We start from the raw sequence: 15,019 nt of genomic DNA, 5'->3' as shown, positions 1-15,019 counted from the left end.
ATATACTTGTTTGTTTTTATTTTTTCACAATTGTATCTTGAATTTTTTGAGGAACGCGCTCGAAATGAGAAGGCTCCATTACATAATTGGCACGTCCTGAACTAATAGAACGAAGCTGTGTAGAATATCCAAACATTTCACTTAAAGGGACCTCTGATTCAATGAGAATTATCCCTTTTTGCGTAATTTGATTGAGGATTTTACCACGGCGACGATTAATATCACCTATAACATCTCCCATAAACTGTTCTGGGGTAGATACCGCGACCTTCATTATTGGTTCGAGTAAAATAGGGGAACCCTTGCGCGCAGCTTCCTTAACAGCCATTGATCCACAGATTTTAAAAGCCATTTCACTTGAGTCAACTTCATGATAAGAGCCATAAACAATGGAAACTCTTACATCGACAAGGCCATAACCCGCTAAGACACCTGTTGTAAGTCCTTCGTTAACCCCTTTAATAACCGCTGGAATGTATTCTTTAGGAATAACGCCACCGACGATTTTGCTAACGACTTCATTGCCTTTACCTTGTTCATTAGGTTCGACTTCCAAGACAACGTGTGCGTATTGACCACGTCCACCAGATTGTTTAACGTATTTTGTTTCTGTTTTACAAGGTTTTGTAATAGTTTCTTTATAGGCAACTTCTGGCTTACCCACATTTGCTTCCACAGAAAATTCGCGGCACATGCGATCTCGAAGAATTTCTAGGTGTAATTCTCCCATTCCTGCAATAATTGTTTGACCTGTTTCTTCATTGGTAAATACGCGAAACGTAGGATCTTCTTCAGAGAGCGCTCCTAAAGCCACGGAGAGTCTTTCTCTATTCTCTTTTGATTTTGGCTCAATTGCCATAGAGATTACAGGTTCTGGAAACTCCATTTTTTCCAATAAAAGAGGGGAGTTTTCGCTACACAAGGTATCCCCTGTACTAGTATATTTTAGGCCAATACAAGCTGCGATATCTCCTGTAAAGAAATCGTCACGATCTTTGCGTTGATTCGCGTGCATTTCTAATAGACGTGAGATTCTTTCTTTTTTGCCTTTTGTTGTATTCATTAAAGTACTTCCTTTAGAAAGAACGCCTGAATAAATGCGTACAAAAGTCAATCTCCCTACATAAGGATCAGTTGCAATTTTAAATGCTAAAGCAGCTAGGGGCCCATCGTCTTTGGGCTCTAAAGTCATTTGTTCATCTGTGACAGCATTAATTCCTTTAATTAACCCTCGATCAATGGGAGAGGGCATCCAGTTAACAATTGCATCCAGTAAAGGTTGTACCCCTTTATTTTTAAATGCTGTTCCACACAAAACTGGATTTAATCGATTTTGACAAACCGCCTTACGAATAGCTATATGAATTTCATTTTCTGTTAGGATGTCTGGGTTTTCTAACACCTTTGTCATAAATTCTTCATTTTCATCAACAGTTGCTAGTTCTTCGAGCAATTGTTGACGCATCTCTTGACATTTAGAGAGTAGATCCTTTGGGATCTCTGCTATTTCATATTTAGCACCTAAAGTCTCATCTAAAAAGAGATATGCTTTCATTTTGATTAAATCAACCATCCCTTTAAAATTACCTTCTGCCCCAATGGGGCATTGAACAGGGATAGCATTAGCACCTAGTTTATCTTTCATAGAATCAACAGCCATGAAGAAGTCAGCTCCCACGCGATCCATTTTATTAATAAATGCAATACGCGGAACTTGATAACGCTCTGCTTGACGCCAAACGGTCTCTGATTGAGGTTGTACTCCCGCTACTGCGTCGAATACCGCAACAGCGCCATCTAGAACTCTAAGTGAACGCTCTACTTCTACTGTAAAATCGACGTGCCCTGGGGTGTCTATAATATTGATTTTACAATCTTCCCCATCTTTATCCGGCCAATATACAGTGGTAGATGCCGAAGTAATGGTAATGCCTCTTTCGCGTTCTTGTTCCATGAAATCCATAGTTGCAGCACCTTCATGTACTTCACCAATGCGGTGAGAGCGTCCAGAATAGTAGAGGATACGTTCAGTTGTAGTCGTTTTACCAGCATCAATATGCGCCATGATACCAACATTGCGTACCCTTTCTAACTTATCTTTTTCCGGTCGTTGACTCATATAACTCCTTTACCATTTATAGTGGGCAAATGCACGATTTGATTCTGCCATGCGGTGTGTATCATCTTTTTTCTTAATAGTGGCACCTTGATTGTTGTAACAATCCACAAGTTCGGCACAAAGAGCTTCTTCCATTGACCTTCCGGCTTTAGCACGAGAATAGTTGATAATCCAAGTCATGGCCATTGAAGTTCGACGATCGGCAGGGATTTCAATAGGAACTTGATAAGTAGCTCCACCAATGCGGCGAGATTTTACTTCTAAAGAAGGTTTTGCATTCTCTAGAGCTTGTAAAAAATCATTTAAAGTGTCGGTAGATTTAATTTTCTTTGCAAAAGCTTCAATAGCATTATATACAATACGGCGAGCAGTAGATTTTTTACCGCTAATCATAGTCTTATTAATCAATTTAGCCACAACTTCGCTTTTATAATGTGGGTCTGGCTCAGGTTGTCTTTTAGTAGCACGATGTCTTCTTGACATAATTTTCCTTCTTTCAAAATAATGATCTTCACTTGAGCTGCTTTGCTCGGCCCACGATTGACTCTTTTATCTTAAAAAAAGAGACAGTTGAGGGCCAGGATCTCCATATGTTGGATATCCTAAGATTACTTTACTTAGGGCGCTTTGCGCCATATTTAGATCTGGATTGCTTTCGATCTTTTACCGCAGCACAATCAAGAGCTCCTCTTACAATATGGTAACGTACACCGGGGAGGTCTTTTACTTTTCCGCCGCGGACCAGTACGATGCTATGCTCTTGCAGGTTATGGCCTTCTCCTCCGATATAAGCAATGATTTCTTTTCCATTAGATAGGCGTATCCATGCAACCTTTCTTAAAGCAGAATTTGGCTTTTTTGGAGTTTTTGTCTTTACCTGAACACAAACACCGCGCTTTTGCGGGCAATTTTGTAGAGCAGGCGACTTCTCTCTTTTTCTTTTTGACTTGCGTCCAAAACGCACTAATTGATTAATTGTTGGCATCTTTGCCCTTCTCCTTGAGCGAGTTAATTAAAAAAAGAAGCCTTAGGAAAAAGCTTCTGCTACTTCTTAGCATACAACATGGAAGAAAATATAACTGGGAACAACATTTCTTGCAAAAAGATTATCAAAAACCTAGTTTAAAAAATTTTTAAGCTAGGCTTCTTAAGCATTTATTGAGAAATTTAATTTTAAAAATTAGACTTATCATATAATTAAAGATAAACAAGGGTTATATAGGATGAAGATATTTAAAAATTTTTTAATAAGTTTACTCGGTCTGGTTTTAGTATCCGGTAATACGGGGACTTTTAAAAAACCAAGTATAGCAGTTTTTTCTATCCGTAATAACATGGAAGAGATGCTGCGTTACCATGTAGAGCATAAAGAATTTAATGAGTTGCTTGCTAAACGTAGTTTAAGAATTTATATCGAGCAGTTTGATAACAATAAAAATTATTTACTTTTTGATGAAATTGATGCTTATCTTAACCCATCCCACGAATTGTTAACTCAAATGGTAGAGCAATATAAACAAGGTTATTTCACAGTTTTTCAAGAATTAAACAACATAATTAAAAATGCTATTAAAAGAGAACGTGCTTATCGAGTATTGATACAAAAAGAGCTTATAAAAACAGGCGAAGAATTCACAAATCACAAAGCTCATTCCGATTATCCTCGTAGTAAAGATGAACTGCAAGCAAGGATTAAAAGCCATTTACAAAAAATCATTGCATTTGAGAGGAAACAAAACCCAAATAGAAAATTTGATGGTGCTTATATTCAAAAGGTATTTGCTCTGTGGGAAAAGCGTTTATCTCGTTTAGAGAATGCTTATCTGGATGTAGACGCTCAGGGTAAAAAGCTGACTAAAAATGTTTTAGAAGAACAGATGTCTATGCATGTTCTTAAAGCTATGGCAAAGAGTTTAGATGCACATACCTGCTATTTTAGTCCTAAAGAAGCTATAGAAATGCGCACTTGTCTAGAAAAACAATTCGAAGGAATTGGTGTAGTATTAACCGAATCTGTTGAAGGGGTTGTCATTAGCGATTTAGTTAAAGGAGGGCCTGCTTATCGCACAGGAAAAATTATGCCGGGAGATGTGCTTATATCCATTGATGGGAAATCTACTTCTCAGCTCTCTTATGAACAGGTCTTAGACAGCCTACAAAATGGGAGCAAACGCAAGATTGAATTAGAGTTAAAAAGAATACAAGATAAGCAAGAGACGAGTTATTTTGTAGCGCTACAAAAAGAAAAAATCATTATGGAGCAAGATCGTTTGAAATATGCTTTTGAGCCATTTGGGGATGGAATTATTGGAAAGCTTACCCTTCCTTCTTTTTATGAAAGTAAAGACAGCTCAAGTTGTGAAGCAGATATTCGATCTGCTTTAAGAGAGTTAAAAAAACAAGGTAAGCTGCATGGTTTGGTGTTAGATTTAAGGGATAATTCTGGTGGGTTTTTAACGCAAGCAGTTAAAGTTGCAGGTCTTTTCATTTCTAATGGGGTGATCGTTGTTTCTAAATATGCCCAAGAAGAAATACAATATTTGCGGGAATTAGATGGAAGGAATTATTACGATGGTCCCTTGGTTATTTTGACCTCAAAACTTTCAGCTTCTGCTGCTGAAATTGTCGCACAAGCATTGCAAGACTATGGTGTTGCCTTAGTAATAGGGGATGAGAGAACTTATGGAAAAGGTACGATTCAATTTCAAACTGTGACAAGGGAAAAGGCGCCTTCTTTTTTTAAAGTAACCGTCGGTAGATATTACACTGTTTCAGGAGCTTCTACGCAAATCGAAGGAGTAAAAGCTAACATTGTAGTTCCTACCCGGTATTTTATCTATGATGTAGGAGAGCGATTTTTGCAATACCCTCTAAAATGCGATCGAATTCCATCGGTGTATGCAGATCCTTTAGTAGATATAAATCCTCAACAGATTAATTGGTTTCAAAAACATTATTTGCCAAATCTGCAGAAAAAGGTTTCTATCTGGAATCAAATGGAATCGCTTTTAACAATAAATAGTAGTCAAAGGCTTAGTCGTGATAAAAATTTTTCTCTATTTTTAGATATTAAAAAACAAGAAAAAGAAGGAAAACAAAATGCTTTAACAGCAAATCGCAATTGGGGAATAGAAGATCTGCAAATGTCTGAGGCATTAAATATTTTAAAGGATATGGCGTTATTAGAAAGCAGTGCTCAAAACTTTAATAAAAGATAAACAATCTATTGCAAAAAATCATCTGGCTTTATATCTTTCTTGATTCACATCCGTATGGCCAGATAGCTCAGTCGGTAGAGCAGAGGCCTGAAAAGCCTTGTGTCGCCGGTTCAAATCCGGCTCTGGCCACATCTCTTGAGCTATAGTACTAGATTCCCTGAGGTAAGTTTTTTAAAAAATTGATCTTTGAAATTCTTAAGAGATCGAACTTTGAAGTTTTCTGCTATTTTTCTATACGATTGAATCGAAACCACTATATTCTAATATTTCCTGTACACTCTTTGCAAATCTTTCTCCAGAATATCCTCACTTTTGAAAAGATTTTAAACAGGCTCTAAGAAAAAATAAATTTAATTTTCTATTTCTTGCACTCTAGCGTATTCCTTGATCTCTAGAATAAAGGTATCTTTATTCACAAGGACATGCTCATTGCAAAATTGATTAGCAGCTTCTATCAAGTCTTTAAATTTATCAATCTCCTGATGAGCTTTTATGTTAAAGAACATCTCCATAGCCGCCTCGGTTGTAATTGAAATAACATCCCCTTCAATATTGACTCCTGGAAGGCGTCCTTGAAGTACAGCAACTACCAATCTTTGTGTTTTTCCTTGATTACACACTCTTGTATTACAGTCATTATATGAGTCGCTCAATGCAGAAATCATACTGGTTAGCGCATTTATTTGTTCATTCTCAGGTAGTTTCGATATAAAAATCCTAAGGCGACCAATTAGATCTGCTCCTGACATTTGTAATCCCAGTATAGTGAAGCCCTCATCATTAATAAGAGGACCAAAATCTTGATTATTCTTTCTTGGTTCTAGAAGAGCTCGTTGTGCTAGCGCTTTTTTTTCGCTATCGATTGAGCATTTCTTAAGATAGGCAACAAAGTTATCCTTAGCCTCATGAATCTCGGCAATTGTTATATCTTTTTGACGATCAAACAACAATTCGATGGCTGCTTTCATTCGCTGATCACGATCGTTTTCGTGTACGTTCATTCCTATACGGGGTGGAACTCTGATCACTTCTTCTCTCTCATTCGCAACGATAGCAGCTACTTCCCGAAGTATTCTGACTCTGTCATATGTATTCATTTCCGGAGTGATTAGTAAGCGAGATCTTCTGATCACTTCTTCTTTCTGATTCACAGGGATAGCAGCTACTTCCCGAAGTATTGAGGCTATCTCATTTGCTATCATTTTCGAAGTGATTAGTAAGAAAGAGGCAGCTACTTCCCGAAGCATTCTGGCTCTGTCATATGCTGTCATTTCCGGGGTCATTAGTAAGCGAGAGATTCTGATCACTTCTTCTCTATCATTCACAGGGATAGAAGCTACTTTCTTCTGAGTAATTTCTATATTTTTAGAAGAGTACATTTCGATAGTGACAAATGGAAGAATACTTCTCACTAACTTACCTTCATCGTTTGTAAGACTTTCTGCCACAGTTTTAATAAATGTGTTTTTGATATTTTGATCTATTTGAGGTGAGATAAGCTCAAGTATATTGCAAGTAAAGTCTGCTCTTTTATCAAGAGGCATTTCTAGTATGATGCGAATGAGCATTATTCTAGGGTCAAGCCTTATTGCCATTTTCTCTGGAAGAAGTGCAATAACTCTATCTCTGAGTTGACGCCAGCTTTCTGAAATAATGCGCAGACCCAATTGGAAGAAGCTAGACACTGCAGCAGTTACACGACGTGCAACAGCTCTAATCTCTCCATGGCGTAATTCCCAAAAGGACCTTGGGTCTTGTGATTGAACGGCTGGCAATTCGATCATATTATATTTTCCTTGTATAAAAATGTTAATATATTCAGGCTCTTAGAGCCTGTTTAAACTCTTTTCAAAATTAGAGCAATAAAAGCAAGAACCACCATATTCAGGCTTGTATGTAGTTTTCTTTCGCAATTTTTCCATAGCCTGCGACATTTTTCTATCCACGCAAAAGAACGCTCTACAACCCATCTTTTGGGAATAACTGTAAAAGTATGAAGTGTATTTCTTTCTGACCTCGCCAACCAATTTTTTTTAAAACTATTTCAAGAATACTCTTAGAATTTTTATCATCTTTTTTATTCCAAAGATGGAAATAATAATATACTAGTTTGATTTCAAATTAAGAATTGCATAAATAGATTTTATTGCACACAAGGGGAATATAAATTCTCTTAATTCTTCATAAGCTCTCCGAGCCGATATTTTGCTTGCAAAATAAAAGGCGTTTTTTAAGATCTTAGGACAGCAAAGTTTAATGCGGGAGATAAGTCCAGGGTTCTCTGCGGAGTCTTTTTGAAGAAAACTATTTTAGATTCTTCGCTCCATTATGCTATCCGAAATGAAATGGGCAAGACAATGTATATTACGGCTTCTAAGAGCCAACTCATTTGTCGTCTTTACCTATTTCTTCGTTTTTCTCCTGCAAAAAATTTTAGTCACTTTTCCTAATGTTTTTATTTCTAAAAAAATGCGTTTTTAAGCTGCCTTTGGCTCACCGTAAATAAATTCTTTTTGTTCAATCAGCATCTTATGCATAATTACGGATAACTTTCTACCTACTGCTAAGGCGGCTTTCTTCATTCCTTTTTTTCTCATGATTTTTAATCCCCAAGCTTTTAGCTTGCTCCATTTCTTACTTCGTGTCAGCATTACTATTCCGGCTTCAACTAATAGAGATCTAAGTTCACTGGATCCACATTTTGAAATTCTTCCCTGTCTTTGCACCTCTCCGGAGGCATACTGTTTAGGCGTCATACCAAGATAGGCTCCTACTGATTTAGAATCGTTAAAACGAGTGGGATCAAAAATTTCTGTTTTATAGGTTAATGCTGTTACAGGTCCTACGCCAGGGATTGTCATAAGCCGTTGTACTTCTTTATCTTGACTGACCAGCTTAAGCATTTCTTTATCCAGTTTTTCTACTTCCTCAACTACCTTATCAAAGGTATTTAATAGAGAGGTTATGCTCAGAACAATACTTTTTTCCTGTTTTTCTATCTGCTTTACAACCACAGACGAAAATCTTTTGGATCCCACAGATCCCAATCGTATTCCGTAACTTTTAAGCAAGCCCCTTACAGTATTTTTTAACTGCGTTTGCTGTTTAATTAGCGCTCTTCTGGAAACTAACAAAATACTTTTTTCTACTGAATCTTGGGGCTTACAGTGTACTCGTGTATACATACCTGATCGAAGAGCTTCTGCGATTCCTCGTGCATCATTTTTGTCTGTCTTATTTATTTTCAAAGCAAGAATCGTACTCAGCTTCCTTGCATCCATACATAGGGGATCTATAGCTCTTTTTCTAAATCCTGTGACTAGGTAATGAGATAAACATCCACTTTCAAAGCCAACAACGATTTCTTGAAAATCTCTTTTGGAAAAATAATCTGCTAGTAAATCAGGATCTGTTTTTTCTGAACCTTCATGGACAATCTTACCTTGTTCATTTAATACACAAGTCTTTTCAAGTTTGAAGTGCACAGAAGAATTAAAAAAAGAATAGGCAGGCGATGAAAGAATCTCTATTGTGATTTTTAACAATCAAACACAAGGAGAGACCTTGCCTAAAGGCTACCATCACCTAACCTATGACCAAAGATGTCAGATTTATATTTTAAAAGCTAGAGGAGATACATCTAGCTCAATAGCAAACATTCTAAAAGTTCATCATAGCACTATTAGTAGGGAACTTAAGAGAAATAAAGGGCAACGAGGATACCGTCATCAGCAAGCTCAAGAAAAAGCATTTCTTAGAAAAAATTCTCAGCCCAATAAAAAAATGACTCCTCAAATAGTTACCCGTATTGAAGAAAAAATCAAGTTGCAATGGAGCCCTATACAAATATCCGGATGGCTTAAAAGACATGGTAAAGAACATGTTAGTCATGAGACCATCTATAATCATATCTGGAAAGATAAACGACAGGGAGGACAGCTTTATAGAGAGCTCCGTCATCGAGGGAAAAAATATAACAAGCAGAGAAAGGGAGCTTCTGGAAGAGGGAACATGCCTGGTCGTATAGATATTAAGCAACGGCCTTGTATTGTAGAAAAAAAGACTCGTTTAGGAGACTGGGAACTAGATACAGTCATAGGGGCAGGACATAAAGGCGTAATTGTATCAATGGTAGAAAGAACTTCCAAGCTAACTAAGCTCGCCAAAGTTTCTCATAAAACTGCAGAGGAAGTAAGTCAAGCGTTAATTGAACAACTTAAACCTATCAAAGATTTTGTACACACATTAACAGCAGACAACGGAAAAGAATTTGCCTATCACCAAATGGTTAGTTTCGAGCTAGAGACAGACTTCTACTTTGCAACGCCCTACCATTCTTGGGAAAGAGGCTTAAATGAGCATACAAACGGACTAGTTAGGCAATATTTTCCTAAAACACAAAGCTTTTTAGATACGACTTCCAAGGATATAGAAAGGGTGGAAACTTTACTAAATAACAGACCTAGAAAGGCTCTCAACTTCGAAACTCCACTAGAAGTGTTTAGGAGATTATCTACAAACATGCTATGCTCGGGTGCACAATAGATGTTTTTTCAAGTATTTATATGTTCTTTTTTGTGCACTTCAAGGTTGAAAGGGCCTTCTAATATTTCCTGTACACTCTTTGCAAATCTTTCTCCAGAATATCCTCACTTTTGAAAAGATTTTAAATAGGCTCTAATAAAATCTGATTGCTTATTAAAGTACATGCCATAATTGCACACAAAGAAGGGGTTGCTCCTTAAACGGAGTAGGTTAAACTCTCCAATATAAACGAGATTTTTTCAAATCTCAAAACCGCTCATTAAAGAGCAAAAAAATGAGGAGCAACCCATGAAGCATTATATTGGATTAGATGTATCAATGAAAAGAACTTTTATCTGTGGCCCTTTCAACCTCGAAGTGCAAAATAGATATTTTTTCAAGTATTTATATGTTCTTTTTTGTGCACTTCGAGGTTAAAAGGGCCTTTTCGCTTCAACTAAAACTTACGGGGAACAAGCTGTTGCATAGCTTTAAGAAGAGCTTCAATGCCTTCTCTATGCATAGCAGAAATAGGAAAGAGTGTTGTCTTTGAGTAGGGGTATTTTTGTGTAAATGTCTCTAGATTTTGCATGGCTGTTTCGCAGTCTATTTTGTTTAATACAACAAGAAAGGGTTTGTCTAATAATTCTTTTCGATAAGTCTTTATCTCGTTTTGTAAAATTTGAAAATCTTTAAATGGATCTCTTTCTTCTATCCCAGAAATATCGATTAAATAGACCAAAACAGAAGAGCGTTCAATATGTTTGAGAAAAGATAAGCCCAACCCACGATCGAGGTGGGCTCCTTCTATAATGCCCGGAATGTCTGCAATTAAAATCCTGGAGAAATCTTCAAACTGAATATAACTTAGGTTTGGGTATAGTGTTGTAAAAGGATAAGCTCCAATTTTAACAGGGCAATGAGTAGTTTGTTTTAAAAGAGTGGATTTGCCTGCATTGGGCATGCCAATAAAGCCAATATCAGCGATTAATTTTAACTCGAGTTGAACCTCATGTATTTCACCTTCATAGCCAGGAGTACATATGTTGGGGGCTTGGTTAGTAGGAGATTTAAAACAAGCATTTCCTTTGCCTCCTTTACCTCCTTTGCATAAAACATACTCTTGGTTTTTATCAGTAAAGTCGACTAATACTTCTTGTGTTTTAGTATTTTTAACAATAGTGCCACAGGGGATGTGTAAAATAAGGTGTTTGCCATTACGTCCTCTTTGAAGGTTTCTTCCTCCTGAAATGCCATTTTCTGCATTGATTAAACGGCGATTGCGAAATCCCTCTAAAGAGAGGACGTTCTCATTGGTTTTTAGAATGATAGAGCCGCCTTGGCCTCCATTTCCACCAACAGGGCCTCCTTTGGGAATAAACTTTTCTCTTCGCCAGGCAACGACGCCATTACCGCCTTTTCCAGCGCGCAGCGTAACTATAACTGAATCGATAAACATATATTTTACAAGCCCTCTGGCTTAGTTGAGGGCTACGAAGTATTAAAGAGCGGGTTGAACGGAAACATATGTGCGATTGGTTTTGCGATAAGAAACAACACCGTCAACTAAAGCGTATATCGTATCATCGCGTCCACGTCCTACATTTTTTGCTGGATGCCATTTTGTGCCTCTTTGACGCACAATAATGCTACCAGCGGTGACAAACTGTCCTCCAGCTGCTTTAATTCCAAGGCGTTGCGAATGAGAATCGCGACCATTTCGGCTAGATCCTTGACCTTTCTTATGTGCCATTGTTGCTCCTTATCCAATAATATCTGTAATCTTGAGTCGGGTATAGCGTTGGCGATGGCCCACTTTACGACGAATCGGTTTGCGTCTTTTGTATTTGAATGCAACCACTTTTGGCCCTTTAGCATCTTGTTTTATAAGCTTTGCTTGTACAACAGTATCAGCGAGATAAGGGGCTCCAATCTTAACATTTCCTGCTTCACTAATAAGTAAAACATTTTTAAACTCTACAACATTGTCCTCTATATCTAGCAGTTCTACATCAATGGTGTCATTTTTTTCAACACGGTATTGCTTACCGCCTGTTTCGATAATCGCGTACATCTGGTCTCCTAAAATAAACTTTAAAGATTCGCATGCAGAAAAAAACATGATAGGACAGTCTTGAATCAAAGTCAACTTGAAAAGATGTAAATGTAAACAAGGATAGAAAGAGAGGGTTTTTAATTCATTTTTTATTAAAAAATAAAAAATTAATTATTTGATTAATAATTAAATTATACATAGTATGAAAAGTAAGAGCATAAATGAATAGGGATGGTTATGAAGGGGCTTAGAAAAAGAATAAATACACTTAAGTCCTCAAAAATTACTCTGAGAAAACATCATAACCGTGCATTTTTTAAAGAGCAGGAAAGTGAGTCTAAAATTAAGTTAGAACAAGATAAAAAAGCTTAAGGAGGGTTTATGCCTAAAAAGCATAATAGTGGCGAGAGCGTCCAGAATAGTAAAAAAGCATCAGCAAAAAGAAAAACAAATCATAGAACGCATAAGAAATCAGCCTGGAAGCAATTCTGGAACCGTTATTGCTCCATGTAATCTCAAGGCTTCTTTTTGAATAAAAGTGCGCCCGCATAGCAGGAAGAAGAAACAAGTGAGATAGTGGCCCCTGGGGGCCAGTTTAATTGATAAGCAAGCAGGATGCCGGTAAATGTGAGCGTAAGACCGCATGCTGTTGCTAAAGCCATCATTTGCAATAAACTGCGGGTAAAAATAGCAGCAATGGCAGCGGGTATCGCTAGCATAGTTACAACCAAGATGGCCCCAACTATTTGGGTTAATAACACAATCGAGACAGCTACTAAACCTAGTAGTAGAAAATAAAAGGTTTGTACTGGAAGCTTTTTTAGTGTAGCTTGTTCTTCATCAAAACAAATGGCTAAAAGCGGTTTATAAAATCTAGCAATTATAGATAAAATGAGCGCATTTAAAGCAAATAGTAAAAAAATATCACTGCTGCTAACCCATAGAATGTTTCCAAATAAAAAATCGATTAGCTCTGTGTTATAGCCCGGGGTAATAGCAATGAAAATGACTCCGATAGACATTCCGATAGCCCAAATAGCAGCAATCGCTGTGTCTTCTCTTTCTTTGTATTTTAAATGAATCCAGCCCATTAAAAATGCAGAAATCAATCCAGCTGTTAATGCCCCAATGAATGGGGTGAGAAAGGTAAGCCCAAATCTGATTTTTAACCATAGACAAAGGCCCATTCCCCCAAGTACGGAGTGGGCAATACTACCGCTAATAGAAACAATTCTTTTAACTACTACATAGGAACCGATAATGCCGCCGGTTAACGCAGCCCCACAACCTGCTAATAACGTATGTAAGAGAAAAGGATTATCAAACATATTAAAAAGAAAAGTGTTGAGGGTTTGTTAAAGGAGTGTGATAAAGACCTAAAGCAAAATGCTCACATACTTCTTTAGCCTGAAGAGAGGTTGCTTGGCGATTTACGCAAATGAGTCGACTGGCTTTATCAATAATTGTTTGTAAATCATGAGATACCATTAATATAGTCATATCAGCATTTAACTCTTTTAACAGCTGGTAAATAGACTGTTCCGCTTGAGAATCTACATTAGCTGTTGGTTCATCGAGTAGTAGGATTTTAGGATGGTCGACAATTGCTCTTGCAATAAGAGCTCTTTGTGTTTCTCCACCTGATAGAGAACCAAAGGGAGCTTTTGCTTTATGCAAAAGGTTCACTTTTTCCAAGGCCTGTAGACCTAATTTACGCATTGCCTTAGGAAATCTTCCCCAGCAAGTCAATTCAGCAAGGCATCCCATCATCACTACATCTAAAACACAAATCGGAAAATTGCGATCTACTTGTTGCATTTGAGGGACATATCCCATTAAATGCCTAATGTGTTTAGGGTGCTTATTTAAAACTTTCACCCAACCTTTTTTAGGTTGTAAAAGCCCTAAGATTAATTTAAAAAAAGTGGTTTTTCCGCCGCCATTAGGGCCAAAAACGACAATAAATTCATTCGGTTGCACAGTTATATTGACATCTTCAAGAATACTTTGATGATTATAACTAAAAAACAATTGGTGAATAGAGATGATATCAGTCATGAATGATATTTTTAACCACTTCTGCCATCTGTTTTAAATTCTCTATATAATCTTCAGAATAAGGATCGATGAGGTAAGTAGGTATCGCTAGATTTTGAGCAAGCAGCTTAGCTGCTTTGCTGCCGTGTTGAGGTTCTATAATTATGCCGCCTATACCTAGCGTTTTTATCTTATGCAGCAGTTCTGGAATATATTGAGGCAAACAGTCCTTGCCCTCTTCTTCAAGAGATAATTGCTCAAGGTTATAGTCTCTACAAAAATAAGCAAAAGCCGGATGAGAGACTAAAATGGCTTTGCCTTGTTTGTTTTTAAGTAGGATAGCTAATTCTTGATCAACTTGCTCTAGTTCTTTGAGTAACTTATTTGAGTTGCTTTGGTACAATTCTGTATGTATGGGGAATAGCTGAATTAAGGCTTGTGTAATTTTTTTTGCTTGCGCTTGCATTATTTTTGGGCTGAGCCAAATATGTAGATCTTTGGTGCTATGCTGAGTACAACAATGATTTTTTGTATCTTTGTAAGATAAAAGCGCAAGATCCTCTGTCAAATTAAGGACCAGAGGTGGGGTTTTCATTTCTTGAAAGACCCTTTGAGCTTTTTGATCTGCTTTTTCTCCTAATTTTAACCACAATACGGCTTGTTTTTGCAATTGAACTTGTTTGGGGGTAGGTTCATATAAATGAGGATTTGCTCCAGAAGGAATAAGGGACTGAGCTGAGACGGTGTTCTCTGCGATTTTTTTTACAAAATAAAGATAAGGGGGAACGCTAACCAAAACAACAGGAGCTTGTGGATAACCCAAAATAGGAATAATACAAAAAAAACTAATAAATAAACAAAGAAACATTTTTTAAAAACCTGATAAAGCTACAATTGAGGATCATAATTTTTTAAGCGATTTTGGAAAAGAAATAACTCTCTATTAAACTTCAAACACAAGATATAGTAAGTAATTTATTTAAAGTTAAGCCATAATAGCTCTTTGGATTTTTTCTTGTAAGATAAAGTGTAGTTAAGGTAACCTCAGACACGCTTAAAGGCTTT

At 37.0% G+C, this 15,019-nt stretch carries 14 protein-coding genes, 1 tRNA gene and 1 pseudogene; 4 read left to right on the top strand and 12 right to left on the bottom strand.

All coding sequences use genetic code 11. From position 1 onward, the window contains the following. Window positions 1-16 precede the first annotated feature (16 nt). The 3 genes from fusA to rpsL all read right to left on the bottom strand — a co-directional run bounded on the left by fusA (window position 17) and on the right by rpsL (window position 3,104). Window positions 17-2,119: an elongation factor G gene (fusA, locus tag RHABOEDO_RS10035; protein ID WP_215217206.1), complete on the bottom strand. Its 2,103-nt coding sequence runs from the start codon at window positions 2,117-2,119 to the stop codon at window positions 17-19. 9 nt (window positions 2,120-2,128) lie between these two features. Then, window positions 2,129-2,602 (bottom strand): 30S ribosomal protein S7, encoded by a 474-nt coding sequence (gene rpsG / locus RHABOEDO_RS10030; protein ID WP_215217205.1) that lies wholly within the window; start codon window positions 2,600-2,602, stop codon window positions 2,129-2,131. A gap of 130 nt (window positions 2,603-2,732) precedes the next feature. Continuing rightward, window positions 2,733-3,104 carry a 30S ribosomal protein S12 gene (rpsL, locus tag RHABOEDO_RS10025; protein ID WP_138106740.1) on the bottom strand — a complete coding sequence of 124 codons (372 nt, stop codon included), beginning with the start codon at window positions 3,102-3,104 and terminating at the stop codon, window positions 2,733-2,735. Between the two features lie 238 nt (window positions 3,105-3,342). Between rpsL and tsp the strand changes: the two genes are divergently transcribed. Together tsp and RHABOEDO_RS10015 are read left to right on the top strand one after the other, a co-directional pair. Then, window positions 3,343-5,337: a tail-specific protease Tsp gene (tsp, locus tag RHABOEDO_RS10020; RefSeq protein ID WP_215217204.1), complete on the top strand. Its 1,995-nt coding sequence runs from the start codon at window positions 3,343-3,345 to the stop codon at window positions 5,335-5,337. A 56-nt stretch (window positions 5,338-5,393) separates the two neighbouring features. Further along, window positions 5,394-5,466 (top strand) — tRNA-Phe (locus RHABOEDO_RS10015). A gap of 221 nt (window positions 5,467-5,687) precedes the next feature. Here RHABOEDO_RS10015 and RHABOEDO_RS10010 read toward each other — a convergent pair. The 3 genes and pseudogenes from RHABOEDO_RS10010 to RHABOEDO_RS10000 form a co-directional block, all read right to left on the bottom strand. After that, on the bottom strand, window positions 5,688-7,121 hold the full coding sequence (locus tag RHABOEDO_RS10010; protein ID WP_215217203.1) for a hypothetical protein: 1,434 nt from the start codon (window positions 7,119-7,121) through the stop codon (window positions 5,688-5,690). A 53-nt stretch (window positions 7,122-7,174) separates the two neighbouring features. Continuing rightward, window positions 7,175-7,351: pseudogene (locus RHABOEDO_RS10005) on the bottom strand (transposase); the annotation flags it as partial. A gap of 463 nt (window positions 7,352-7,814) precedes the next feature. Then, a complete protein-coding gene (locus RHABOEDO_RS10000; protein ID WP_220017609.1) occupies window positions 7,815-8,882 on the bottom strand; it encodes an IS110 family RNA-guided transposase in 1,068 nt (355 codons plus the stop codon). Here RHABOEDO_RS10000 and RHABOEDO_RS09995 point away from each other — a divergent pair. Then, window positions 8,869-9,882 (top strand): IS30 family transposase, encoded by a 1,014-nt coding sequence (locus RHABOEDO_RS09995; RefSeq protein ID WP_220017415.1) that lies wholly within the window; start codon window positions 8,869-8,871, stop codon window positions 9,880-9,882. The genes RHABOEDO_RS10000 and RHABOEDO_RS09995 overlap by 14 nt on opposite strands. A gap of 288 nt (window positions 9,883-10,170) precedes the next feature. Continuing rightward, window positions 10,171-10,299 carry a hypothetical protein gene (locus RHABOEDO_RS11210; RefSeq protein ID WP_281069552.1) on the top strand — a complete coding sequence of 43 codons (129 nt, stop codon included), beginning with the start codon at window positions 10,171-10,173 and terminating at the stop codon, window positions 10,297-10,299. Between the two features lie 19 nt (window positions 10,300-10,318). On the opposite strand, the gene obgE is transcribed toward RHABOEDO_RS11210, so the two are convergent. The 6 genes from obgE to RHABOEDO_RS09965 form a co-directional block, all read right to left on the bottom strand. Beyond that, entirely contained in the window at window positions 10,319-11,320 is a 1,002-nt protein-coding gene (obgE, locus tag RHABOEDO_RS09990) for a GTPase ObgE (protein WP_215217553.1), read from the bottom strand. A 42-nt stretch (window positions 11,321-11,362) separates the two neighbouring features. Then, window positions 11,363-11,614, bottom strand: coding sequence for a 50S ribosomal protein L27 (gene rpmA / locus RHABOEDO_RS09985; RefSeq protein ID WP_215217554.1), 252 nt, complete (start codon window positions 11,612-11,614; stop codon window positions 11,363-11,365). 9 nt (window positions 11,615-11,623) lie between these two features. Next, entirely contained in the window at window positions 11,624-11,935 is a 312-nt protein-coding gene (gene rplU, locus RHABOEDO_RS09980) for a 50S ribosomal protein L21 (RefSeq protein ID WP_215217558.1), read from the bottom strand. A 497-nt stretch (window positions 11,936-12,432) separates the two neighbouring features. Then, window positions 12,433-13,245, bottom strand: a complete 813-nt coding sequence (locus tag RHABOEDO_RS09975) for a metal ABC transporter permease (protein WP_215217555.1) — start codon at window positions 13,243-13,245, stop codon at window positions 12,433-12,435. Window position 13,246: 1 nt separating this feature from the next. Next, window positions 13,247-13,975 carry a metal ABC transporter ATP-binding protein gene (locus tag RHABOEDO_RS09970; RefSeq protein ID WP_215217556.1) on the bottom strand — a complete coding sequence of 243 codons (729 nt, stop codon included), beginning with the start codon at window positions 13,973-13,975 and terminating at the stop codon, window positions 13,247-13,249. Continuing rightward, on the bottom strand, window positions 13,968-14,822 hold the full coding sequence (locus RHABOEDO_RS09965; protein WP_215217557.1) for a metal ABC transporter solute-binding protein, Zn/Mn family: 855 nt from the start codon (window positions 14,820-14,822) through the stop codon (window positions 13,968-13,970). The genes RHABOEDO_RS09970 and RHABOEDO_RS09965 overlap by 8 nt, the downstream gene beginning before the upstream one ends. Window positions 14,823-15,019 lie beyond the last annotated feature (197 nt).

It is taken from the genome of Candidatus Rhabdochlamydia oedothoracis, from assembly GCF_019453995.1.
GTDB lineage: Bacteria > Chlamydiota > Chlamydiia > Chlamydiales > Rhabdochlamydiaceae > Rhabdochlamydia > Rhabdochlamydia oedothoracis.
This window is presented reverse-complemented; position numbering and strand designations above follow the sequence as displayed.

Coding starts and splice junctions, on each gene's coding strand:
- fusA (WP_215217206.1), bottom strand. CDS start 2,119: ATGAGTCAACGACCGGAAAAAGATAAGTTAGAAAGGGTACGCAATGTT.
- rpsG (WP_215217205.1), bottom strand. CDS start 2,602: ATGTCAAGAAGACATCGTGCTACTAAAAGACAACCTGAGCCAGACCCA.
- rpsL (WP_138106740.1), bottom strand. CDS start 3,104: ATGCCAACAATTAATCAATTAGTGCGTTTTGGACGCAAGTCAAAAAGA.
- tsp (WP_215217204.1), top strand. CDS start 3,343: ATGAAGATATTTAAAAATTTTTTAATAAGTTTACTCGGTCTGGTTTTA.
- RHABOEDO_RS10010 (WP_215217203.1), bottom strand. CDS start 7,121: ATGATCGAATTGCCAGCCGTTCAATCACAAGACCCAAGGTCCTTTTGG.
- RHABOEDO_RS11210 (WP_281069552.1), top strand. CDS start 10,171: ATGAAGCATTATATTGGATTAGATGTATCAATGAAAAGAACTTTTATC.
- obgE (WP_215217553.1), bottom strand. CDS start 11,320: ATGTTTATCGATTCAGTTATAGTTACGCTGCGCGCTGGAAAAGGCGGT.
- rpmA (WP_215217554.1), bottom strand. CDS start 11,614: ATGGCACATAAGAAAGGTCAAGGATCTAGCCGAAATGGTCGCGATTCT.
- rplU (WP_215217558.1), bottom strand. CDS start 11,935: ATGTACGCGATTATCGAAACAGGCGGTAAGCAATACCGTGTTGAAAAA.
- RHABOEDO_RS09975 (WP_215217555.1), bottom strand. CDS start 13,245: ATGTTTGATAATCCTTTTCTCTTACATACGTTATTAGCAGGTTGTGGG.
- RHABOEDO_RS09970 (WP_215217556.1), bottom strand. CDS start 13,975: ATGACTGATATCATCTCTATTCACCAATTGTTTTTTAGTTATAATCAT.
- RHABOEDO_RS09965 (WP_215217557.1), bottom strand. CDS start 14,822: ATGTTTCTTTGTTTATTTATTAGTTTTTTTTGTATTATTCCTATTTTG.